This window comes from Sphingopyxis sp. LK2115 (assembly GCF_014595975.1).
In the GTDB taxonomy this organism is placed as follows: Bacteria; Pseudomonadota; Alphaproteobacteria; order Sphingomonadales; family Sphingomonadaceae; genus Sphingopyxis.
Genome location: NZ_JABWGQ010000017.1, coordinates 23,759 through 46,927, shown reverse-complemented (window position 1 = coordinate 46,927; position 23,169 = coordinate 23,759). Strand labels below are relative to the sequence as shown.

Below are 23,169 nucleotides of genomic sequence, written 5' to 3'. Positions count from 1 at the left end.
GCGCCATGTTGATCGCCAGCCGTAACCGTCTTGCCCGCCTCCACTATGGGCCGAACGGCTATCGCGTGCTGGCGCCCGGCGACCATGTGCTGTGCGCGGTGACCGGCGTGCCGATCGGGCTTGACGAGCTTCGCTATTGGTCGGTGGCGCGGCAGGAAGCCTATGCGAGCGCGGCGATATCGGTGCAGGCGGAACTGGACGCCGCGCGCACGGCATGAGCTTGTGGACGCACGGGCGCTGCGGTGCGGCCGTGGCGCTGCTGGCGGCGGCAGCCTGCGTTCCCGTGGCGGAGCGCGAAAGCCGTCCCCCGCCGCCTGCCGCTGTGGCGCCTGTCCCCGCGCCGCCGCCCCAGCGGGTGCGCCATGATCTCGTCCTGACCGGCGCCGCCGAACAGGGCGCCGTCATCACCGGGCGTGCGTCATCCGGCCTCAACAGCCTGACTTTGGATGGCATGCCGGTCCCGGTGGCGCGCGACGGGGCTTTCCTGATCGGCTTCGATCGCGACGCGGGGGCCGAGGTCGAGCTGGTCGCGACCTTCACCGACGGGCAGCGTATCGTGCGGCCGATCACGGTTGCCGCGGGACGCTGGCGAATCGAGCATGTGGGCGCGCCCTGGCGTGGCAGCGCAACGAGCGACGCCGATTTCGCGCGCCGTCGCCCCGCCGAACTGGCGCAGATTGCGGCGGCGCGCGCGAAGGCGGTCGAATCGGACGGCTGGCGGCAGGCGTTCCGCTGGCCGGTGACGGGGCGCTTGTCGGGCTTTTTCGGGTCGCAGCGCGTCTATCAGGGCAAGCCCGGCGCCTATCACAGCGGCGCCGACATCGCGGTCCCCGCGGGAACCCCTTTTGTCGCGCCGGCCGACGGGGTGGTCACGCTCGCCGCCGGGACGCCCTTCACGCTGGAGGGCCATCTGCTGATCGTCGATCACGGCATGGGGCTGTCGAGCGCCTTCCTCCATTGCCAGCGACTCGATGTGAAGGTCGGCGATCGCGTCGTGCAGGGGCAAAGGCTGGGCACCGTCGGCCGCACCGGGCGCGCGACGGGGCCGCACATGCACTGGGGGCTGACGTGGCGGGGCAAACGGCTCGACCCTGGCAAGCTTGCGGGGCCGATCGGCGATTGACCCCTGATCGCGGCGACCGCGCCCGTGAAATCGTAACCATTGAAACAATATGTCGCGAAACATGGTCGCACGACGCCTTGTGTGTCGCGACCTTCAGCGGATGTTGCAAATACGTCACAATGCGCCGCGAAACCGCGGTTAGCTGGGCAAATTTCCTTTACTCGAACTGCACGAGGGGTCATCCCGCACCCTATCGGGGCATCTGCACGCGTCGGCTTTGGTCCGTCGCATCAGGGGTCCGGGTAGTTCAATCCACCAGTAGCAAGGGACTGCACTGTGAAGAAAACCCACTATTCCAAGCTGAAACTGGGTGCTGCGCCGCTCGTGCTGAGCGTCGCCCTGGTTTCGGCTCCTGCCTTTGCGCAGGATGCCGAGGAAGGCGCTACCGGCAGCAGCGAAATCGTTGTCACCGGCACGCTGATCCGCAACCCGAACCTTGAACAGTCGACGCCGGTCAACGTCACGACCGCCGACACGATCGAGCTGAAGCAGTCGAACGTCGCCGAAGAGGTTCTGCGCGAACTGCCGGGTGTCGTCGCCAACATCGGTTCGGCGGTCAACAACGGCAACGGCGGTGCGTCATATGTCGACCTTCGCGGTCTCGGTTCGATCCGCAACATCGTGCTCTTGAACGGCAACCGCGTTGCGCCGTCGGACGTCAACGGCCGCGTCGACCTTAACAACATCCCGCTCGCGCTGATCGAGCGCGTCGATGCGCTGACCGGCGCGGCGGTGACCACCTATGGCGCCGACGCGATCACCGGCGTCGTCAACTTCGTGACCAAGCGCGACTTCGCGGGTCTGGAAGTCACTGCGTCGAACCAGATCACCGAGCGCGGCGATGGCCATATCTTCCGCGTCGACGCGACGATCGGCGCGAATTTTGACGACGGTCGCGGCAACGCGGTGCTCAGCATCGGTTACCAGCAGGCCGACCCCGTCTATCAGGGCGCGCGTCCCTTCTCGGAAAACACGCTCGACAGCTATTCGAACAGCTTCATCGGGTCGGGCACCTCGGTTCCGTCGCGTTTCTCGGGCACCCGCCCGCTTGACCCGGTCACCGGACAGCCGAGCACCAATCCGGCGGTGGCCAACGGTGGTCTGCGTCAGGTCAATGCCGCCGGCGCGGCGGTCGGCACCTTCGCGACCTATAACTTCAACCCGTTCAACATCTTCCAGACGCCGTTCGAGCGCTTCAACATCTACGCTCAGGCCAATTATGAAGTGTCGGACTCGGTCGAAGTCTACACGCGCGGCATGTTCTCGAAGAACACCGTTTCGACGATCATCGCCCCGTCGGGTTCGTTCGGCGGCACGGTGACGATCAACCTCAACAATCCTTATCTGCCGTCGACGCTGCGCAACCAGTTCTGTGCGTTCAACGTCGCCGCGGCAGGATCGGGTCTCTATACCCCGCGCTTCACGCCCGCCGAATGCGCGGCTGCGGCCACCGCGACGGGTCGTACCGATCCCAACTATCGTGAAGTGACCGTCACGCTGAACCGTCGCACGCCCGAAGTCGGTCCGCGTATCAGCGATTATCAGACGACCTTCTTCGACTATCGCGTCGGCGCCCGCGGCGGCATCACCGACTCGATCGACTGGACCCTCGAAGGCGCTTATGGCGAATCGGAGAATATCCAGACGATTCAGAACTATACGTTGCAGTCGCGCTTCCGCGAAGCGTCGCTGGCGAATAACACGACCACCTGCCAGAGCGGCAATGCTGCGTGCGTTCCGGTCAATCTGTTCGGCCCCGAAGGCTCGATCACGCCCGAAATGGCCGACTATCTGTCGGAAAACAGCTCGACCACCAACCGCACCTCGCTGGCGCAGGTTCGTGCGATCGTGTCGGGCGACCTCGGCTTCGCCTCGCCGGGCGCGGTTCAGCCGATCGGCTTCGCGCTGGGCGGCGAATATCGCAAATATACCGCGCAGCAGGCGTCGGATCTGCTCGCCAAGACGCCGGGCGAACTCGGCGGCGCTGGCGGTGCGGCCCCGGACATCGACGGCGCCTATGACGTCTATGAAGCCTATGCCGAAATCGTCGCGCCGCTGATCGAGGACAAGCCTTTCTTTGAAAGCCTGACCCTCGAAGCCGGCGTGCGCTATTCGGACTACAGCATCCGCGGCGCCGGTGGCTATGACACCTGGACCTGGAAAGCCGGTGGCAGCTGGGAACCGGGCGCGGGCGTCAAGTTCCGCGGCAACTACAGCCGCGCGGTTCGCGCGCCCAACATCGGCGAGCTGTTCACGCCGCAGACGGTCGGCCTCACCAACCTCGGCATCGACCCCTGCGCCGGGGCCGCGCCGACGACCAACGCCAACCTGCGCGCTGTCTGTATCGCGCAGGGCGCTCCGGCGGGGACGATCGGTTCGATCACCAACCCGACCGCGGCGCAGGCCAATATCACGGTCGGCGGTAACCTGAACCTGCAGCCCGAAAAGGCGGACACCTGGACGATTGGTCTGGTCTGGCAGCCCGACTTCCTGCCGCGCTTCAACATGTCGATCGACTATTACAACATCAAGATCAACGACGTGTTGGGCACCCCGCTGCCGGGCGACATCATCGCCGCCTGTTTCGACAATATCACGGCGGCGAGCGCGAGCGACCCCGCCTGTACGTCGATCCGCCGCAACCCGGTCACCGGCGGCCTCGACGGCGACCCGGCGACCACGCCCGGCCTGTTCGGCCTGACGAACAACCAGGGCCGCCTGTTCACCGACGGTATCGACCTGTTGATGAACTATAGCACCGACCTTGGCTTCGCCAGCCTCGACTGGTCGTTTGTCGGCAACTGGACGAACAGCTCGAAGTTCAACGCCAATGTCGCCAACCCGGATTCGCTCAACCGCGAATGCGTCGGCTACTACAGCGTGAACTGCTCGTTCACCGGCTCGATCCAGCCGGAGTTCCAGTTCTCGAACCGCTTCACGCTGGGCTTCGACAAGGTTGACGTGTCGCTGCTGTGGCGCTGGATCGACCGGGTCGATTTCGAACCCCAGCAGCTGGCCGACGACATCGCCGCGGCGGTTGCTGCCGGCACCAATCCGGTCACCGGTTGCCCGGATCCGACCGGGACCGACCCGAACGGCTGCGTCGTCGATCCGCAGTTCCGCTCGGTCAAGGCGCAGCACTATTTCGACCTGACGGCGCGTTTCAACGTCAGCGAAAATCTGGTGTTCACCGCGACGGTGCAGAACCTGCTCGACAACAAGCCGCCGCTGCTTGGCAACACGATCGGTTCGACCACCTACAACAGCGGCAACACCTATCCGTCGACCTACGACGCGCTGGGCCGCCGCTATGCGGTGTCGGCGAAGCTGAAGTTCTAGTCGAACCCACGCTTTGGCAAGAATTGGGGGCGGACAGCGATGTCCGCCCCTTTTTCTATGCGGATGGCGAGGCGGGTCGATGCCGCGTCGGCGGCGGCGTGAGACAGGATGAAACTCGCGCAGCGGCCGCAGAGCGCGCAGAGGCGATGAACGGCGTTCTTGCGGAGATGCGGATACGCGGAGAGAAAAAGGCCCGCGCGGCGATTGGCCACCGGATCGTCCGGCAACCACGCGCGGCATGTTGAGCGGCTCTGCCGCTTCATCCCCTTCTTCTCCGCGTATCCGCGTGAACAATATCCCGACTGTCGGCGCGCCTTGCGGCCTCTGCGCGACGTCGGTTCCTGCACGTCCTTCCAGCCATCGCAGCTATCGGCTGCAACGGCCGTTTGGGGCGTGTCAGCCTGTCGGCAGTGCCTTTGGCAGCGTCAGCGGAATCCCCGCTTGCGCGGCGACGGCTTCGGCCCAGCCGACAACCTGAGAAATCTCCTCGCCATAGGCTGTCTCGGCCGCCGCGAGGTCGCGCTGCCGTTCGCCCGGAGCGAATGCCGCGCCCGATTTACTGTTGCGCGCCAGCGCCGGATGACCGGCGATCGCGGCGCGATCGCACGCGAGGCGCAGGTGATTCATCGCCGCTGCGACCGCCGCAGCCGGATCCCGCGTCAACGTCTCGCTGTCGAGCGATGCGATTCGTTCGGGCGCCCAGCCCAGCAGCGCGGCAAAGGCCTGTTGCTGCGCGAGCCAGCCGACCGCCGCGACCTGCAGGTCGGACTGGCGAAAATAGTCGCGCGGCTCAAACGCCAGTCGGACGAAACCGTCGGCGAGATAATTTTCGAGAAGCTCGCGGCACCACAGACGACACCACAGCCCCTTGCGCGCCACCGAGAGCAGGAAGGCGCGCAGCGGCGCGTAAAGCAGGATTGCGCGCGCCTGCGGCCGCAGCGTCAGCGCGCCGCGCGCGAGCGGGTTGAAAATGTTCGACGGTTTGACGACCACCGCCTCGCCGTCCGCGAAACCGCGCCCAAGCATGGCGAGCGCATCGTCCATGACGCGGCCGTGCATCCGCGGATCGGCGCCGCGTCGCCGCCACCCGATCATGTCATTGAGCAGCACCGGTTCGGAAAGCGTCGTCGCAACGCCCGGCTGATCGAGCGCATGCGCGAGCATTGTCGAGGCGCAATAGGCCGAATGGAACAGAAAATGGACCGGTGCCCGCTGGTCCGGCGCCGCGGCGGCGCAATCGGAACGGCGCAGCACCAGCGGCGACGCTTCGTCGCCCAGATGTTGATCGGTGAGAAAGGGGGTCGCGGCGCGGACGGTCCGCGCGACGCGGCGAAAGTGAAAGGCGTCGTGGTCGGGATCATAGCGATGCGCAAGCCAGGCGGCGTCGTCGATTACGGCGGACACGGATGGCGCGGCGGGCATTGATCGACCTTGCCGATCGATCCAGCCGATGGCAAGCATGGCTATGGCCAGCGCAACTCCTCCCGTCCCTGCCGTCGAAGCGAACCGTCGTGGCATTGCAGCCTTGCAGGCCGGGGATCATGCAGCGGCCGCGCAGCATTTTGCCGCCGCCATCGCCGCCGATCCACATTCGGGCGCTTTGCAGCGCAATCTGGCGTCGGCGCTGCGTGCGCTTGGCGACGATGCGGGGGAACTGGCTGCGCTTGATGCGGCGCTGGCGATCGATCGTCGCGATCTGATCGCATGGATACGCAAGGGCGAACGACATGAAGCGCGCGGCGAGATGGGGCCGGCGCTGGCCGCGTGGAGCGCCGCCGTCGCCCTTGGCGCGCAGCTCGATCCGGTGCCGCCGCCGCTCGCGCCGCTGCTTGCGCATGGACAGGATTTCGTCAACCGGGCGACGGGCGCGATGTTCACCGCCGCATCGGCGGCGTTTGAAGACATGCGCGGCAACCTGACCGAAACCGAGGCGCGGCGCGGTGAAGCCTTTGTCGCAAGCGCGCTTGGACGCCGTCGCATCTATCGCAACGAATGCGCCGGCGTCTATTATCCCTTTCTGCCCGCCGACGAGTTTTTCGATCGGGGCCATTTTCCCTGGTTTGCCGAGATCGAGGCGCAAACCGACGCGATTCGGGCCGAATTGCGGGCGTTGCTTGCCGATCCGGGCGACGCGCTCAGGCCCTATGTGCGGATGGAGGCGGGGTCGCCGGATACGATCTGGTCGCCGCTCGACAATCGGCTGGACTGGGGCGCCTGCTTTCTGTGGGAATATGGCGAACCCAACCAGCCGGTGCTCGATCGCTGTCCGGCGACGGCGGCGGCGCTCGCCGCCGTTCCGGGTGCACGCATTCCAGGCCGGGCGCCGAGCGCCTTCTTCTCGATGCTGAAACCGCACACGCGCATTCCGCCGCACACCGGCGTCACCAACACGCGCGCGATCGTGCATCTGCCGCTGATCGTGCCGCCGGGTTGCGGCTTTCGGGTAGGGGGCGAGACGCGCCAGTGGCAGGAAGGGGTCGCCTTCGCCTTTGACGATACGATCGAACATGAAGCGTGGAACGACAGCGACGAGCTGCGTGCGGTGCTGATTTTCGACGTGTGGAATCCGCACATGACGGCGGGTGAACGCGAATTGCTGCTGCGCTATTTCGCGTCGGCCGATGCGTCGGGTTATGCGGTGCCGCGCTAGGCGCTTGCGACGATCGATTCGGCCTTGCGAAAGAGCGTATCGCCAATAAGATAGCGAGCATGATCCTGCGGAAATGGCCGCGACAGGAGATATCGCATGACCCGAACTGCAGCTGCTTTTTTCGCCACGGTCGGCCTGCTGTCGGCTTCCGCCGCCCTTGCCGCCGATCAGGCGGCGCCTGCCAAGGCGCCATCGGCGATGACGCCAACCGAGATCAACGCGCATAACGAGGGGCTGGCCCCCACCGATCCCGCCTATATCAAATGCCGCAAGACGCTCGAGATCGGATCGCTGGTGAAGAAGAACCGCGTTTGCCACACCAACGAACAGTGGAAGGAAGTCAGCGCAAGAGGCAACCAGAATGCGCGCGACACGGCCGAGGCGATGACGAGCAAGGCGGGCAATTCGAACTGATCCGCTATCGGGGATCGAGCAGGGAAGGGATATTCCGATGTTGAACTTTGTGGTCATTGCGCTGTTCGCCGCCGCACCCGCGGCCGAAGCGAACGCCGACCGGGCACCCCCGACGCAGGCGCCGTCGGAAATGACCAATGCCGAGATCAAGGCGCATAATGAGGGGCTGGCCGCGACCCATCCCCATTATATCAAGTGCCGCAAGATCGAGGAGATCGGCTCGTGGGTGAAAAAGGCGCGCGTGTGCCGGACGAACGAGCAGTGGAAAAAGGCGTGGGCCCAGGGCAACCAGAATGCGCGCGACACCGCCGAGGCGATGACGCGCGCACCCGTCAACAGCAACTGACGATCATCGAAGGCGGTCGCTGACGCGGCCTCAGGCCACGGTCAGCGCCAGCCCGCCGTCGCCTTCATCGACCCGCACCGTCGATCCGTCCTTGACCTCGCCCTTCAGGATCAGGTCCGCGAGCGGGTCTTGCAGATATTTCTGCACCGCGCGCTTCAGCGGCCGCGCGCCATAGACCGGATCGTAACCGACGCGGCCCAGCCACGCGCGCGCGGCATCGGTCAGGTCGAGCCTGACCTTGCGGTCGTCGAGCAATTTCTGCACGCGCGCGACCTGAATGTCGACGATGCCGCCCATATGCTGCTGCCCCAGGCGGTGGAACAGCACAATCTCGTCAAGCCGGTTCAGGAACTCCGGCCGGAAATGCGCGCGCACCACCTCCATGACCGCGGGTTCGGCCTGTTCGACCGGCGCGTCGTCGGGAAGCGCGGCGATCGCCTGGCTGCCGAGGTTCGAAGTCAGGATGATCAGCGTGTTGGTGAAATCGACCGTGCGCCCCTGCCCGTCGGTCAGGCGCCCGTCGTCGAGCACCTGGAGCAGGATGTTGAACACGTCGCCATGCGCCTTTTCGACCTCGTCGAAGAGCACGACCTGATAGGGGCGGCGGCGCACCGCTTCGGTCAGCGTCCCGCCCTCTTCATAGCCGACATAGCCCGGCGGGGCGCCGACGAGCCGCGCGACGCTGTGCTTTTCCATATATTCGGACATGTCGATGCGGACCATCGCATTGTCGTCGTCGAACAGGAAACGCGCCAGCGCCTTGGTGAGCTCGGTCTTGCCGACGCCCGTGGGGCCGAGGAAGAGGAAGCTGCCGAGCGGGCGATTGGGGTCTTGCAACCCCGCGCGCGCGCGTCGCACGGCGGTTGAAACGGCGCGCACCGCTTCGTCCTGGCCGATCACGCGCCTGCCCAGCGCCTCTTCCATGCCGAGCAATTTCTCGCGCTCGCCCTCCATCATCCGGTCGACGGGGATGCCGGTCCAGCGGCTCACCACCGCCGCGATATCGTCGGCGGTCACTTCCTCGCGCAGCATCGCATTGCCCGATGCCGCCTCGGCCTCGGCGAGCCTCTTTTCGAGCGCGGGGATCGTGCCGTAGCTCAGCTCGCCCGCTTTCGCGAGATCGCCCGCGCGCTGCGCCTGTTCGAGCGCCGAGCGCGCCGCGTCGAGTTCTTCCTTGATCTTTGCTTCAGCGTGGATCTTGTCCTTTTCGGCCTGCCATTTCTGCGTGAGTTCGGCCGACTGCTGTTCGAGATTCGCAAGCTCGGCCTGGAGCGCGGCGAGCCGCTCTTTCGATGCCGCGTCGCTCTCCTTGCCAAGCGCCGCCTCTTCGATCTTCATCTGGATGATGCGACGGTCGAGGCTCTCGATCTCCTCGGGCTTGGATTCGACCTCCATGCGGATGCGGCTCGCGGCCTCGTCCATCAGGTCGATCGCCTTGTCGGGCAGAAAGCGGTCGGAGATGTAGCGGTTCGACAGCGTCGCCGCGGCGACGATCGCGCCGTCGGTGATGCGTACGCCATGGTGCAACTCGTACTTCTCCTTGATCCCGCGCAGGATCGAGATCGAATCCTCGACCGTCGGCTCGCCGACGAAAACGGGCTGGAAGCGCCGCTGAAGCGCGGGGTCTTTTTCGACATGCTTGCGATATTCGTCGAGCGTGGTCGCGCCGATGCAGTGCAATTCGCCGCGCGCGAGCGCCGGTTTCAACAGGTTCGAGGCGTCCATCGCGCCTTCGGATTTGCCCGCGCCGACCAGCGTGTGCATCTCGTCGATGAACAGGATGATTTCACCCTCGGCGGCTTTTACATCGTCGAGCACGCCCTTGAGGCGCTCCTCGAACTCGCCGCGATATTTGGCGCCCGCGATCAGCGCGCCCATGTCCAGCGCGAGCAGGCGGCGGTCCTTCAGACTGTCGGGCACGTCGCCATTGACGATGCGCAGCGCAAGGCCCTCGGCGATCGCCGTCTTGCCGACGCCGGGTTCGCCGATGAGCACCGGGTTGTTCTTGGTCCGCCGCGCGAGGATCTGAACGGTGCGGCGGATTTCCTCATCGCGGCCGATCACGGGGTCGAGCTTGCCCTCGCGCGCGACCTGGGTAAGGTCGCGGGCGAATTTCTGGAGCGCATCGTAGCGGTCCTCGGCCGAGGCCGTGTCGGCGGTGCGCCCGCCGGTCAGCTTGGCGATGGCGGCATTGAGCGCCTCGGGCTTGACGCCCGCGTCGGCAAAGACCTTGCCCACCGGCGTGCCGGGCGCCAGCACCATCGCGAGCAGGATATTCTGGACGGCGACATATTCGCTGCCCGATTTGGCGGCGATCTGTTCGGCCTGGTCGAGCAGGCGCACGGCGTCATTGTCGAGCCCGGGCGTCGCCTGTGCGCCCGATCCCGACACGGCGGGAAGTCTGGCGAGCAGCGCGTCAATGCCCTGCACGGCGCGCGCCGTATCGCCGCCGCTGTTCGCGATCAGTCCCGCGGCCATGCCCTGATTGTCGTCGAGCAGCGCCTTGGCGATATGTTCGGGCGCGATCCGCTGGTGATTCATGCGGATCGCGATCGTCTGCGCCGCCTGCAGAAAGCCCTTGGCGCGATCGGTAAATTTTTCGAGGTTCATAATGGATCAGCCCCTTTCTCAACGGCGAAGATAGTGTTGCTTTTCGGCAACACAAGGGGTGGTTGCGGCTTCTCTTGCGTGCCATTTGTCATCGCGGCGGAGGCCGGGATCGCTACCCAGGTGCGTCGCGCACCGGTAAGACCCCGGCTTTCGCCGGGGTGACGATGTCAACGGAAAGGCGGCTGGCTCTACTCCCCGCTGCGCGCCATCTGGTCGAGCAGGCGGACGCCGAAGCCCGTCATCCCCTTGGGGACGAGCGGGCTCGCCGATTCGCTGCGATTGACGCCCGCGATGTCGAGATGCGCCCAGGGCATGTCCTCGTCGACGAAGAAGCCGATGAAATGTGCGCCGAGGCTCGCGCCCGGCCCCTGGCCCGACGCGATGTTGCGGATGTCGGCGATGTCGGATTTGAGCTTGTCGGCATAATCCTTGTGCAGTGGCATCCGCCACAGTTCCTCGCCGCTGGCGGCGCCCGCGGCGAGCAGCGCGGCGGCGAGCTTTTCGTCGCGCGCGAAGAGGCCGGCATATTGATCGTCGAGCGCGCCGACGATCGAACCGGTGAGCGTCGCGATATTGACGATCGCGCGGGGTTTATATTCGCGCGCGACATATTCATTGGCGTCGGCGAGGACGAGGCGGCCCTCGGCGTCGCTGTTGAGCATCTCGATCGTCTTGCCAGACAGCGTGCGCACGACGTCGCCGGGCCGCTGGGCATTGCCGTCGGGCATATTTTCGGCGAGCGCCGCGACCGCGACGACATGCACCGGCGCGCGCGACTTCGCGAGCGACAGCGCCGCGCCGACCACTGACGCGGCGCCCGACATATCGCCCTTCATGTTCCACATGCCGGTGCCGGGTTTCAGCGAAATGCCACCCGAATCGAACGTGATGCCCTTGCCGACAAAAGCCATTGGCGCGGCGGGGGCGCCGGCGCCGCGGTAGCGCACCGCGAGCAGCCGCGACCCGCGCGGGCTGCCCTGGCCCACGCCGACGAGCGTGCCCATGCCGAGCCGCCGCATCGCCGCTTCGTCGAGCACCTCGATGCTGACACCGGGAACGCCCGCAAAGGCTTCGCGCACCCGCGCGACGAAGCTTTCGGGATAGATGACGTTCGCGGGCTCGTTGGCGAGGTCGCGCGACAGGCGCACGCCGTCGACGAGCGGCTGCCAGCGTGCCGCAAAGGCGGCTTCGGCAGCCGGGGAATTGGCGCCGACGAGCGTGACGGGCGCGGCGGGCGGCGCCTTGCGGTCGACCGTCTTGTAACGGTCGAAGCGATATTGGCCGAGCGCAAAGCCATAAGCGACTTCGGCGGCGGAGGTGTCGCCAAAGGCGCCGGCGATTGCGACGGGGTGCGCTTCGCCCTTCAGCTCCTGCGCCGCCTTGCCGCCCGCTTCGGCGAGTGCGAGCGACGAGGGCGTCGGCCCGGCGCCGACGAGCAGGATGCGCGGGTGCGCGCCGATGCCACGGAGCGACAGCGTCGATCCTGCCTTGCCGTCGAAACTGGCGGCGGCGATCGCGGCCTCGACCGCCTGCCGTTCTGGCGCGGTGAGCGCGACGCCGTCGAGCGGCGGCAGCGCGGCGTCGGTCATCACGATGACGAGCGCGGCGCCCGTCGGGGCGCGCGAAGCGAAGCCGATCGCGCGTTCGGCGCTGTTCGCGGCGCTCGCCGGGGCGACGCCCGACCCGATGACGCCCTGCGCCATCGCGCCGGGTGCGACGGCGAGCGACAGGCAGGCGGAAAGAAACAGTGATTTCATGCGCATGGTGTGATTTTCCCCGATTTTATGACCTGTCTCCTGAATAATCGCGTCCCGCGCGTCGGCAAATGCGGCTCGACGAACGACAGCGGCTTGCCATCCAACGACATGGTCGCCACAGATGCGCGGGAGCCGAAGCGAAGAGGACCAGCGATGTTGCGCCGGATTTTTCTGGGATTTCTGTTGCTGTTGGCGTTGATCGCCGCCTCGCTGGCCATCTGGGAACCGTTGACGGCAGAAGCGCCCGCGGCGCCCGCCTTCAAGCCGACCGACGTCAGCATCGCGCGCGACGAGTTCGGCGTTCCGCACATCTTTGGCAAGACCGACGCCGACGTCGCCTATGGCGTGGCTTATGCCCACGCCGAGGATGATTTTTCAACCTTGCAGGAAGTGCTGGCGATGACGCGCGGGCGCGCCGGGGCGATGCTGGGGCAGGAAGGCGCTAAGGTCGATTATGCCGCGGCGCTGCTCGACGTGCGCGCAACGGCAAAGCGCGACTGGCCGCGCCTGCCCGCCGACGTGCGCGCGCTGTTCACCGCCTATGCCGCGGGGCTCAACCATTATGCCGACAAGCACCCCGACGAGCTGCGCTTGTCGGGGCTGTTCCCGGTGACGGGCGAAGATGTCGTCGCGGGTTTCGTCCTTCGCTCGCCCTTTTTCTTCGGGCTCGATTCGGTGCTGGGGTCGCTCGTCGAAGGCAAGCCGATCGGCCGCGAAGGCGGTCCTGCGCTCGACGCCACCGGCAAGCTCGTCCCGCGCGAGCTGACGCCCGTCGGCCGCGACCCGACCGATCGTTTGACGCCGGTCGGCCGCGACCCGGCGGACAATGGATCGAACGGCATGGCGGTCGCGCCTGCGCGCTCGGCCGACGGCGCGACGCGGCTCGTCTCCAATTCGCACCAGCCGTGGACCGGCGGCGTTGCCTGGTACGAGCTGGTCGTTCATTCGGGCGAAGGCTGGGATTTCGCCGGGGCGACCTTTCCCGGCTCGCCCTATCCCTTCCTCGGCCACAATAAGCATCTGGGCTGGACCAACACGGTGAACCGGCCCGACCTGATCGACGTCTACAAGCTCGTGCTCGACGAAAATGGCGACCAATACCGCTTCGACGGCCAATGGCGCGCGCTCGAGGAAAAGCGCATCTGGCTGAAGATCAAGGTCGGCCCCTTTGTCCTGCCCGTGCCGCGCACCATCTATCGGTCGGTGCACGGGCCGGTTGTCCTGAATGACAAGGGCGCCTTTGCGATCCGCTATGCGGGGCAGGACCAGGCGGCGATGGTCACCCAATATTACCGGCTGAACAAGGCGGAATCCTTTGCCGAATGGCGCGCGGCGATGGCGGGGCAGGGCGTTCCCGCGACCAATTTCATTTATGCCGATGCCAAGGGGAATATCGGCCTTTTCTATAATGCAATGTTCCCCGACCGGCCCGCGGGGTTCGACTGGCGCGGCGTGCTGCCGGGCGACACGTCGGCGGCGCTGTGGAGCAAGACCTTGCCGTTCGACCGTGTGCCCGCGCTTGTCAATCCGCGTTCGGGCTATGTGATCAACGCGAACAACACGCCGTGGGTCGCGGCGGGACCGGGCGACGAGCTTGATGCCGCGGCTTTTTCGCCGCTGCTGGGGATCGAGGACGACATGACCAACCGCGCGGTGCGGCTGATCGAGTTGTTCGAGGCGCCCGGCCGGATCGACGAAGCGCGGCTGAAGGCGATCAAATATGACACCGCCTATGCGCGAACGGGCTATGCCAAGGCGTGGATGGACCGGCTGCTCGCGCTCGATACCACGGGCGATCCCGCGCTCGCGCGGGCGCAGGCGCTGCTGCGCCAATGGGACTGGAATCTCGACGGAAAAGGCAAGGGCGACGCGCTCGCGTTGATGGTGCTGCGCCCGGCGAACGGCCGTCATTATCAACGCCGTGAACCGCCCGACCCGCGCCAGGTGCTGAGCGAAACCGTCGCGCATCTACAGGACCATTTCGGCGGGCTCGACCCAAGGCTGGGCACCGTGCTCCGCCTCCGCCACGGCGAGGGGGCGAACCGCGTCGACCTGCCGCTCGACGGCGGCAACGACACGGTGCGCGCATCGACCCTGTGGGACGAGGAGCCCGACGGGCGGCTCAAAGTGCGCCACGGCGACAGCTTCATCCTGTTCGTGACGTGGGACCGTGACGGCCGCGTGCGTTCCGAGTCGATCCAGCCCTTCGGGGCGGCGACGACGCGACCCGACAGCCCGCATTACAACGACCAGGCGCCGCTGTTCGTGCGCCACCGGCTGAAGCCCGTGCACTTCGACCCGGCGGCGCTGAGGGCCAGTGGGGCGCGATTCTATCGCCCTTGAAAGCCGCGCGGCGCTGTCCTAGACCATTGATACAGTGCCGTCCGGCACCCCGTTTCGAGCAGGCGCCCGCCTGCGCCTTGACCCAGGGGATTTTCATGGCCCGTTTTCACCGTTTCGCTGTCGCCTTGGCCTTGTCGACGTCGCTCGTCGCCGCCGCGCCTGTGTTGGCGAAGGCCGCCGCGCCGGCGCCGACCGCCGATCTCGTCAAGGCGGTCGACATCCCGTATGAAGCGTTCACGCTCGACAATGGGCTGCGTGTGATCGTGCACGAGGATCGCAAGGCGCCGGTCGTTGCGGTGTCGGTCTGGTATCGGGTCGGATCGAAGCACGAACCCAAGGGCAAGACGGGCTTTGCGCACCTGTTCGAACATCTGATGTTCAACGGGTCCGAAAATGCCCCCGACGATTTCTTTGAACCGCTGCGGCAGGTCGGCGCGACCGATTTCAACGGCACGACCTTCCTCGACCGCACCAATTATTTCGAAACGGTGCCAACCGGCGCGCTCGACCTGGCGCTTTTCCTTGAAAGCGACCGCATGGGGCATCTGCTCGGCGCGGTGACGCAGGAAAAGCTCGATAACCAGCGCGGCGTCGTCCAGAATGAGAAAAGACAGGGCGACAATAATCCCTATGGCCTGCTGCGCTACGAGATTTTCGAGAATCTCTTTCCCAAGGGGCACCCCTATCACCACAGCACGATCGGCTCGATGGCCGACCTCGATGCGGCGAGCCTCGATGATGTGAAAAAATGGTTCACCGACAATTATGGCCCGAACAACGCGGTGCTGGTGCTGGCAGGCGACATCGACCTGGCGACCGCGAAAGCGAAGGTCGGAAAATGGTTCGGCGACATTCCGCGCGGTCCCGACGTCAAGGCCCCCGCGGTCTCGGTGCCGACGCTTCCGGCGCCGCTCGCGAAAGAGGTCAAGGACATGATCCCGACGACGCGCCTCTATCGCATGTGGACGATGCCGGGGCTGAACGACGCCGAGGCGGTGCCGCTCCAGATGGCGATGACGGTGCTCGGCGGGTTGTCGTCGTCGCGTCTCGACAATGCGCTGGTGCGCAAGGACCCGATTGCGGTCAGCGTCTCGGCGGGCGCCTCGCCGTTCGAGGACGCGGGCATCATTCTGGTCCAGGCCGACGTCAAGCCGGGGGTCGATCCGGCGCATGTCGCAAAAAGGCTCGACGAGGAAATCGCCGCTTTCCTGGCAAGCGGGCCGACTGCCGACGAATTGCAGCGCGCCACGGCCAGCTATCTGGGCGGCGCGATCTCGCAGCTCGAATCGGTTGGCGGTTTCGGCGGCAAGGCGGTGACGCTCGCCGAAGGCGCGCTCTATTCGAACGATCCCGCCTATTACAAGGTCGAGCTCGACCGGCTCGCCAGGGCAACACCCGAACAGGTGCGCGACGCCGCGCGCAAATGGCTGTCGCGCCCGGCCTTTTCGTTGACCTACACGCCCGGCGAGCGCACCGAGGGCGGCGAGAATCGCGGCGGCGCCGTCGTCGCGGCGAAGGATGCGGTCGCGGTCCAGCCCGACCGATACTGGAACCCCGCGCTGGGCGATGTCGGTCCCGACACCGGGTTTGACGGCGCAAGCTCGATTGCCGACCGCTCGAAGTTCCCGGACGTTTCGGGCCTGAAGGCGCTCGACTTCCCCGATATCGAACGCGCCAAGCTCAAAAATGGCATCGAGGTCGTCTTTGCGCGGCGCAGCGCGGTGCCGACCGTCAATGTCCAGGTCAGCTTCGACGCCGGCTATGCCGCTGACCCGCGCAGCGCGCTCGGCACCCAGTCGCTGATGCTCAGCCTGATGGACGAGGGCACGACGAGCCTCGATTCGATCGCCTTTGCCGAAGCCAAGGAACGGCTCGGCGCGCAAACCTATGGCTATGCCGATGCCGACGAAACCGTGCTCGGCCTGTTCGCGCTCAAGCCGAATCTCAGTGCGTCGCTCGCGCTGCTCGCCGATTATGTGCGCAACCCGGCGTTCGACGCGAAGGAGCTGGAGCGCGTGCGTGCACAGCAGCTCAACCGGCTGAAGGCCGAACTCAACGAACCGCGCGCGATTGCGCAGCGGGTGCTGAAACCCGCCCTTTATGGTGCGGACCATCCCTATGGCATCCCGCCGTCGGGCCTGGGCACGGAAAAGGCCGTGGCCGAAGCGACGCGCGACCAGCTTGCGGCATTCCATTCGGCGTGGATTCGTCCCGACAACGCCCGCATCTTCGTCGTCGGCGATACCACGCTCGCCGAAGTGACGAAACAGCTCGACCGGGCATTCGGCGATTGGAAGGCGCCGGCGGCGCCGAAACCGAGCAAACATTTCGAGATTGCGGTGCCCGCGCCGCAGCCGCGCATCCTGCTCGTCGACCGGCCCAAGGCGCCGCAATCGGTGATCGTCGCGGGCAAGGTGCTCGACGTCAAAGGCGGCGACGAACTGGAAGTGCTGCGCGCCGCCAATGATATTTTCGGTGGCGATTTCCTGTCGCGCTTCAACATGAACCTGCGCGAGACGAAGGGGTGGTCCTATGGCGTGCGCACGCAGGTGACGGGGGAAAAGGATCGGGTGAGCTGGATCGCCACCGCGCCGGTGCAAGCCGACCGCACCGGCGATTCGATCAGGGAGCTGCAAAGCGACCTCAAGGCGTTTCTGGGCGACAAGGGCGTCACGGCGGAGGAGTTGCAGCGCACGGTGAACGGCAGCGTCCGCGAACTGCCCGGCAGTTTCGAGACGTCGAACGACGTGCTCGGCGGACTGCGCGCGATCGCCAAATTCGATCGCCCCGACGATTATTACGAAAAGCTGCCCGCGACCTATGAAGCGATGACGCCCGAAGCGGTCGATGCCGCGGCGCGGGCGGCGCTCAGCACCGACGATCTGATCTATGTCGTCGTCGGCGATGCCGCGGTGGTGAAACCGCAGCTTGACGGATTGGGTCTGCCCGTGGAAACGGTGTCTCCCGCTAACTAACATCAGTTTCAGTAAGGAGAGCCGCAATGTCCCAAGTCGATGGCAGCTATGATTGCGTTACCAAGTCGCCGATGGGCGACCAGAAATCGGTCTTCACCGTCAAGAGCGACGGCGACAGCTTCACCGGCCAGAATGCCGGCGCCATGGGGTCGCTGGATGTCGAAAATGGCAAGGTCGACGGCAACAAGCTGACCTGGACCATGAACATGAAAGTGCCGATGCCGATGACGCTCGAATGCGAGGCGACGATCGACGGCGACACGCTGACCGGCACGATCAAGGCCGGCGCCTTCGGGTCCATGGCGATGACCGGCACACGCCAGGGCTGATCGGTACGCGACCAATCAGGGAAAGGGCCGCCCCGCCGGGCGGCCCTTTTTTTGTGCAGCGCCTGGGAAGGGCGAGCGACGCGCTGGTCGGCGGCGCCGGGCTGGCGGCCTCGCTCTTTTCCCGAACGGCTGGGTTTGGCGATCCCGTCGAGTGTCATCGGACGTTCGCCACCACGGCGATGCGTCAAACTCGCGGCACCATGGTAAAGATTTTCCAAGGATTTTATGCGATAGCGCGGCGATGATCGGGGGACGCGCCCTTCTCGCGACGCTCTGCGGCCGGCTCGTGGTCTGGCTTGGGCTCATGCTGCTCGCGGCGCCCATGTCGTCGGCGCAGGCTCGTGCGCTCGACGTCGAGCGCGATCTGTGCCACGCGGTGACCGACACGGCGCTCAGCGACGATGCGCTGCACCGCCTGCGCTTTGCCTGCCGCGGGGCGCCTCAAGACTATCAGGGGCGCAGCCTGTGGCTGCGCACCACGCTTGATGCGCGGCCGGTTCAGGACGGACTGGCGCTGATGCTGCACAATTCGCGCTTTGACCGGCTGGCGGTCGGCTTCTCTTATGCCGACGGCGCGACGCGCTGGCAGCGGGTGCGCAGCGGCGATTTCGGGTCGCACTGGCGCGCGGGCGGCCAGATTTTGTTCGAGGCGCCGATTCGCGGCGTCGCGGTGACTGCCGTGACGATGCGCTTTGACGGCCTTGCGGCGCATCGCCTCGTCCGCGCGCGCATCCTCGCGGCGGACGAGGCGGGGGTGCAGGCGGCCGGCATGGCCGCGGCGATCGGCGCTGCACTGACGCTGCTGCTGGTGAGCGGCATATACAGCCTGTCGCTCGCGGTTGCGGTGCGCCGCCAATATCTTGCCTGGCAGGCGGCGTGGTCGGCGGCGATGCTGATGTGGGGCGCGCTCTGGTCGCAGGCGCATCTGGCGATCGTTCCGGCGATGGCCGGGACGGCGACGGCGCAAAGCTGTACCTTCCTCGCCTGCTTTGCGATCGCGGTTGCGACCGCGAGCGCGGTCACGGCGGTCGAGCGCGGGCGGGCCGTCCGGGGATTGCGGGTTGCGGCCTTGTCCCTTGGCGTCGGCATCGGCATGGCGGGCATCCCGCTCGCCCTGATGCGCAGCGGCGATCTTGGCCTGTTTGCCGACATACTGGGGCTGGCGATCCTCGCCGACCTGATCCTCGTTGCGATCTATCTGGCGCTGGCATGGCGTCGCGGCTCGGTCGAGGCCCGCGACTTTCTGGCGGCATGGGGGCTTCCCATGGCGGTGCTGGCGTTCGTCCACATCGTCGACGTCGACAGGGATTTCTGGGGCGGCGGATCGCAACTGGTCATGCTGGTCGCCGCGACCTGGCAGGCGCTCTGGCTCGCCGCTGCCGCCACACGCCGTCTTGCGCAGCTTCGCATCGAGCGCGATCATGCCCGCGATGCCGAGGCGCGGGCGCAGGCGCTCGCGCGCCGCGACCCGCTCACTGGCCTGCCGAACCGTCGCGGTTTCATCGACAGCGTGACCCCGCTTCTTGACCGCGCGCGCCTCGATAATCTGCCTGCGGCGCTGCTCCTTGTCGATATCGACCGATTCAAGTCGATCAACGATATCCATGGTCACGAGGCGGGGGACGCGGTGCTGTGCACCATCGGCCAGCGGATCGAACGCTGGGAAGGGCCGATGTGCACGGTCGCGCGGCTGGGCGGAGAGGAGTTCGGCTTGCTGACCATCGGCATGGAGGGCATCGTCCTCGGCCGCTTTGCCGAAAGCGTCCGGCGCGGCCTCGCCAACTGCGACCATCGCGCCACCGTCGGCGACCGGCCGGTGACCGCCAGCATCGGCGTCGCCGAGGTGCGCCCGGCGTGCGACTTCAAGCAGCTTTATCGGATCGCCGACGAAGCGCTCTACGATGCGAAGCGCGGTGGCCGGAACAAGGTTGTCGTCCAGCGGCACCGCGACGGACCGCCGCGCGCGACCGACAGGGAAACGGCCCTGTTGAAATAGCGGGCGCCGCGCGGGACTGTTTTAGAGCGATGCGCTCTTGTTTTCGACAACCTCGAGCGGCGGCGGCGCCTTGGTCGCCATCGCGCCGTGGCGGCGGTGCGACAGCTTGCCGTCGACCTTGCCGCCATTTTCAATGGTGATCGTTTCATAGGTCACGTCGCCGGTGATCCGCGCGGTCGCGTGAACGATCAGCGTCTTGGCCTCGATCGACCCATCGAGCAGGCCCGCGATCTTTGCCGTCTCGGCGGTCACCGCGCCCTTGATCTCGCTCGCCTCGCCCTGCACCAGATTGGCGCATTTGAGGTCGCCCTCGATCTTGCCGTCGACGTGCAGGTCGACGCTGGCAGACACATTGCCGGTGACGACGACGTCCGAACCCAGGATCGAAAAGGTGGTATGGCGCGCGCCGGTCGCCATCTTAGCGGTCGCCATGGGCGGCAGCGACGGAGCCGACTCGCTGTCGGGCGTCGTTTTTGACTTCGAGAACATCGGCTTTGGCCTCCAGGAAGCGGCGCGGGTTGACCGCGACGCCGTTCAAACGGACTTCGAAATGCAGGTGGCTGCCGGTCGAGCGGCCGGTCGAGCCCATCTTGGCGATCTGTTGCCCCGCGGCAACCTTGGTCCCTACCCTGGTCGTGAATCCCGACAGGTGGGCATAGCGCGTCATGATGCCCTGGCCATGATCGACCTCGACGACGTTGCCATAACCCGACTTGACGCCGACAAAGCTGACGCGGCCGGGAGCGGCGGCGAGGATGGGCGTGCCGATGGGGCCGCGGAAATCGACGCCCGCGTGCATCGCGCCCGCGCCGGTAAACGGGTCGCGACGATAGCCGAAGCCCGACGACATCATCAGCACGTTGGCGGGATTGCCCGACGGCACCGCGACAAGTGTGCGTTCGAGCACTTCCATACGGAACAGCGCGCCATCGAGCGCGGCGAAGCTCGCCCCCAGCGCCTTCGCCTGACCCTTGCGACCGCGAAAGGGGATGAAGGGACCGCCCCGTCCCGCCGCGGCGTTGCGCACCAGCGCATCGGGGTTGAGCCCCAGGGCAGCGACGGCGGTTTCGGCCTTGGCGACGCGCCCCCTGACGGCGTCGAGCAAGCGCGCGGCAAAGGCTTCCTGTCGTGCCGCAACGCGCGCCAGCACTTGCGCTTCGGGAGGCAGATCGGGGTCGATCGCGCTCGTCTTGACGGGTTCGGCCGGCGCGGCTCCCGGCGCATCCGCCTTTCGGGCGGCGGCGGGCATGTCCGCCGGATCAATGCCGAAGTGGGTTTCGGCGACGCTTTCGAGCAGCGCCTGCCGCTCCTCAAGGTCGGCGGCGGTTTCGGCGACGCGGTCGCGATATTTGGCGATGCGCGCTTCGGACGCGGCGGCGGCGGCCTTTTGCGCTGCGACCGCGGCGCGTTCGTCGGCGGTGAGCAGCTGGTTGACGAGCACGGCCAGCGTTGCGCCCGCCCAGGCGAGCAGCACCAGCCCGGCGATCAGCGCGACGCGTTTCTGCCAGAGGGCGCTGACACGCAGAAAGCGGACGTGGCCGTGCGTGCGAACGAAGATTTCATGGTCCTGGAACAGCGCAGAGACGCGCTGGCGCAAATCGCGCAGGCCCGTTGGTTTCGACGACAAGTGGCGACCCCATCTTGTTTGTTCTTGGAGCCCTCCGCCCCGATTGTTGCGCGCATTAACAGGGCGCACGGGCCCAGGCGAATCTTTGCGCGCGGAGTCGGGGTGAATCGAAACCAACGTGCGGTGAACGGTGTCAACACGCCGGAACGCTGCCGATCTGACGGGTCATGGCCGGCGAATCGGCGGTCTTCATTGACGGCTTGCTTACCAATTTTGGCTAAGGATAAGCGGTGAATATCATGGCCGAATCCGTTCCGATCAGCGCGGCCGAATCGGCCAGCGATTCCGTCGTGCCGACGCCTGCGCGGCCGCGTTCGGCGGTCAGCGCGGGGGTCGGCCTTGTCGGACTGGCGGGGCTTCTCGCCTATCTTTTGCTCGCGCGTTTCGCGCCCGACATCGCCCGCTTTCTGGGGATCGACTGGGGAATGCGCGGGCCGATGAGCGGACCCAATTCGGCCGTCGCCAGCGTGCTTGCCTGCGGCGTGCCGATGGTGCTGTGGTCGCTGTTCGTCGACAAGGTGCATCGCAATCCGTCGACGGGGATCGACTGGGCATTGCGGCGCCCGTGGCGCGACACGCTCGACATCAGCCTGACCAAGCTCGCCGGACTCTGGGCGACCTGGGGGCTGATCGCGCTCGTTTATGCGACGATGCGCTATTATTGGGAGGGCAATTACGCCTTTTCGATGAAACTGCTCGAAAGTGTCGCGCCCTGGCTGCTGCTCGCCTCGGTGCCCTATATATTGTGGCTCGACCGCCGCATGGTCGAACCGCGCGACGGTTGCTGGCAATTCGGACGCTGGCTGATCGCGCCCGGTCAGCCCGTCGACGGCGATGCGATCGGCCATCATCTGCGCGCCTGGGCGGTGAAGGGATTTTTCACCGCCTTCATGCTGTCGATCGTGCCGGGCAATTTTTCGGCGCTCGTCACCGTGCCGATGTCGGAGGTGCTGGCAAACCCCTATCTGACTGGCATCTGGGCGATCAACCTGCTTTATCTGGTCGACGTCCATATCGCGACGGTCGGCTATATCCTGACCTTGAAGCCGCTCGACGCGCATATCCGCACCGCCAACCCCTATGGCATGGCGTGGGTCGCGGCGCTGGTCTGCTACCCCCCCTTCATCCTGATGAGCGGCGGGCCGCTCGATTATCAGGTCCATGGCGCCGACTGGGGGCATTGGCTTGCGGGCCACGACGGCCTGCTGATCGTCTGGGCGGTTGTGCTGGTGCTGCTCACCGGGGTTTACAGCTGGGCGACGATGGCGTTCGGCATCCGCTTTTCCAACCTGACGCACCGCGGGATCATCACCCACGGCCCCTATGCCTTCACCCGCCATCCCGCTTATGTGGCGAAGAATCTGACCTGGTGGATCGGTTCGCTGCCCTTCCTCGTCACTGCGGGCGGCTGGGCCGAGGCGGCGCGCAATGTCCTGCTGCTGGGTCTTGTCAGCGGCATCTATTACTGGCGCGCCAAGACCGAGGAAAAGCATCTGCTCGGCGATCCGGCCTATGTCGCCTACTGGAACTGGGCGCAGGCGAACGCGCCGGTGCCGCGCCTCGTCGCGAAACTGACCGGTCGGGCGCGCCCGCTGATCCGGCTGGAACCCGACCCGCGCGTGGGGCCGGTGGCCTAGATCCCGTTCCGGCAAGCACTCGC

At 66.4% G+C, this 23,169-nt stretch carries 17 protein-coding genes; 11 read left to right on the top strand and 6 right to left on the bottom strand.

Annotated features, from left to right (window positions below; all coding sequences use genetic code 11):
- Positions 1-5 precede the first annotated feature (5 nt).
- From HUW43_RS03470 to HUW43_RS03460, 3 genes are all read left to right on the top strand, one after another.
- The gene (locus HUW43_RS03470; RefSeq protein ID WP_188236109.1) at positions 6-218 is read left to right on the top strand and encodes a DUF2093 domain-containing protein; all 213 of its coding nucleotides are present in this window, start codon (positions 6-8) and stop codon (positions 216-218) included.
- Positions 215-1,123 (top strand): M23 family metallopeptidase, encoded by a 909-nt coding sequence (locus HUW43_RS03465; protein WP_188236108.1) that lies wholly within the window; start codon positions 215-217, stop codon positions 1,121-1,123. The genes HUW43_RS03470 and HUW43_RS03465 overlap by 4 nt, the downstream gene beginning before the upstream one ends.
- 276 nt (positions 1,124-1,399) lie before the next feature.
- Positions 1,400-4,462 carry a TonB-dependent receptor domain-containing protein gene (locus tag HUW43_RS03460; RefSeq protein WP_188236107.1) on the top strand — a complete coding sequence of 1,021 codons (3,063 nt, stop codon included), beginning with the start codon at positions 1,400-1,402 and terminating at the stop codon, positions 4,460-4,462.
- Here HUW43_RS03460 and HUW43_RS03455 read toward each other — a convergent pair.
- Both HUW43_RS03455 and HUW43_RS03450 read right to left on the bottom strand, forming a co-directional pair.
- On the bottom strand, positions 4,459-4,689 hold the full coding sequence (locus tag HUW43_RS03455; RefSeq protein ID WP_188236106.1) for a hypothetical protein: 231 nt from the start codon (positions 4,687-4,689) through the stop codon (positions 4,459-4,461). The genes HUW43_RS03460 and HUW43_RS03455 overlap by 4 nt on opposite strands.
- Positions 4,690-4,858: 169 nt before the next feature.
- Complete coding sequence (locus tag HUW43_RS03450) at positions 4,859-5,866, bottom strand: hypothetical protein (protein ID WP_317450808.1); 1,008 nt, start codon at positions 5,864-5,866, stop codon at positions 4,859-4,861.
- 55 nt (positions 5,867-5,921) lie between these two features.
- Here HUW43_RS03450 and HUW43_RS03445 point away from each other — a divergent pair, with 55 nt between their 5' ends.
- The 3 genes from HUW43_RS03445 (at position 5,922) to HUW43_RS03435 (ending at position 7,872) form a co-directional block, all read left to right on the top strand.
- Positions 5,922-7,112: an aspartyl/asparaginyl beta-hydroxylase domain-containing protein gene (locus HUW43_RS03445; RefSeq protein WP_223181252.1), complete on the top strand. Its 1,191-nt coding sequence runs from the start codon at positions 5,922-5,924 to the stop codon at positions 7,110-7,112.
- A gap of 96 nt (positions 7,113-7,208) precedes the next feature.
- The gene (locus HUW43_RS03440; protein WP_188236103.1) at positions 7,209-7,526 is read left to right on the top strand and encodes a hypothetical protein; all 318 of its coding nucleotides are present in this window, start codon (positions 7,209-7,211) and stop codon (positions 7,524-7,526) included.
- A 37-nt stretch (positions 7,527-7,563) separates the two neighbouring features.
- On the top strand, positions 7,564-7,872 hold the full coding sequence (locus HUW43_RS03435) for a hypothetical protein (RefSeq protein WP_188236102.1): 309 nt from the start codon (positions 7,564-7,566) through the stop codon (positions 7,870-7,872).
- Positions 7,873-7,902: 30 nt separating this feature from the next.
- On the opposite strand, the gene clpB is transcribed toward HUW43_RS03435, so the two are convergent.
- Entirely contained in the window at positions 7,903-10,482 is a 2,580-nt protein-coding gene (gene clpB, locus HUW43_RS03430) for an ATP-dependent chaperone ClpB (RefSeq protein WP_188236101.1), read from the bottom strand.
- 188 nt (positions 10,483-10,670) lie between these two features.
- Complete coding sequence (locus HUW43_RS03425; RefSeq protein ID WP_223181251.1) at positions 10,671-12,239, bottom strand: leucyl aminopeptidase; 1,569 nt, start codon at positions 12,237-12,239, stop codon at positions 10,671-10,673.
- Between the two features lie 153 nt (positions 12,240-12,392).
- On the opposite strand from HUW43_RS03425, the gene HUW43_RS03420 reads away from it, so the two are divergent.
- The 4 genes from HUW43_RS03420 (at position 12,393) to HUW43_RS03405 (ending at position 19,882) form a co-directional block, all read left to right on the top strand.
- A complete protein-coding gene (locus tag HUW43_RS03420; protein WP_188236099.1) occupies positions 12,393-14,582 on the top strand; it encodes an acylase in 2,190 nt (729 codons plus the stop codon).
- A gap of 95 nt (positions 14,583-14,677) precedes the next feature.
- On the top strand, positions 14,678-17,557 hold the full coding sequence (locus HUW43_RS03415) for a M16 family metallopeptidase (RefSeq protein WP_188236098.1): 2,880 nt from the start codon (positions 14,678-14,680) through the stop codon (positions 17,555-17,557).
- 26 nt (positions 17,558-17,583) lie between these two features.
- A complete protein-coding gene (locus HUW43_RS03410; protein WP_120220910.1) occupies positions 17,584-17,886 on the top strand; it encodes a hypothetical protein in 303 nt (100 codons plus the stop codon).
- A 241-nt stretch (positions 17,887-18,127) separates the two neighbouring features.
- On the top strand, positions 18,128-19,882 hold the full coding sequence (locus HUW43_RS03405; protein ID WP_188236097.1) for a GGDEF domain-containing protein: 1,755 nt from the start codon (positions 18,128-18,130) through the stop codon (positions 19,880-19,882).
- A gap of 21 nt (positions 19,883-19,903) precedes the next feature.
- On the opposite strand, the gene HUW43_RS03400 is transcribed toward HUW43_RS03405, so the two are convergent.
- Entirely contained in the window at positions 19,904-20,299 is a 396-nt protein-coding gene (locus HUW43_RS03400; protein ID WP_120222320.1) for a polymer-forming cytoskeletal protein, read from the bottom strand.
- A 1-nt stretch (position 20,300) separates the two neighbouring features.
- Positions 20,301-21,509: a M23 family metallopeptidase gene (locus HUW43_RS03395; RefSeq protein WP_188236095.1), complete on the bottom strand. Its 1,209-nt coding sequence runs from the start codon at positions 21,507-21,509 to the stop codon at positions 20,301-20,303.
- A gap of 239 nt (positions 21,510-21,748) precedes the next feature.
- Between HUW43_RS03395 and HUW43_RS03390 the strand changes: the two genes are divergently transcribed.
- Positions 21,749-23,146 (top strand): isoprenylcysteine carboxylmethyltransferase family protein, encoded by a 1,398-nt coding sequence (locus HUW43_RS03390; protein WP_223181250.1) that lies wholly within the window; start codon positions 21,749-21,751, stop codon positions 23,144-23,146.
- The last annotated feature ends 23 nt before the right edge of the window (positions 23,147-23,169 follow it).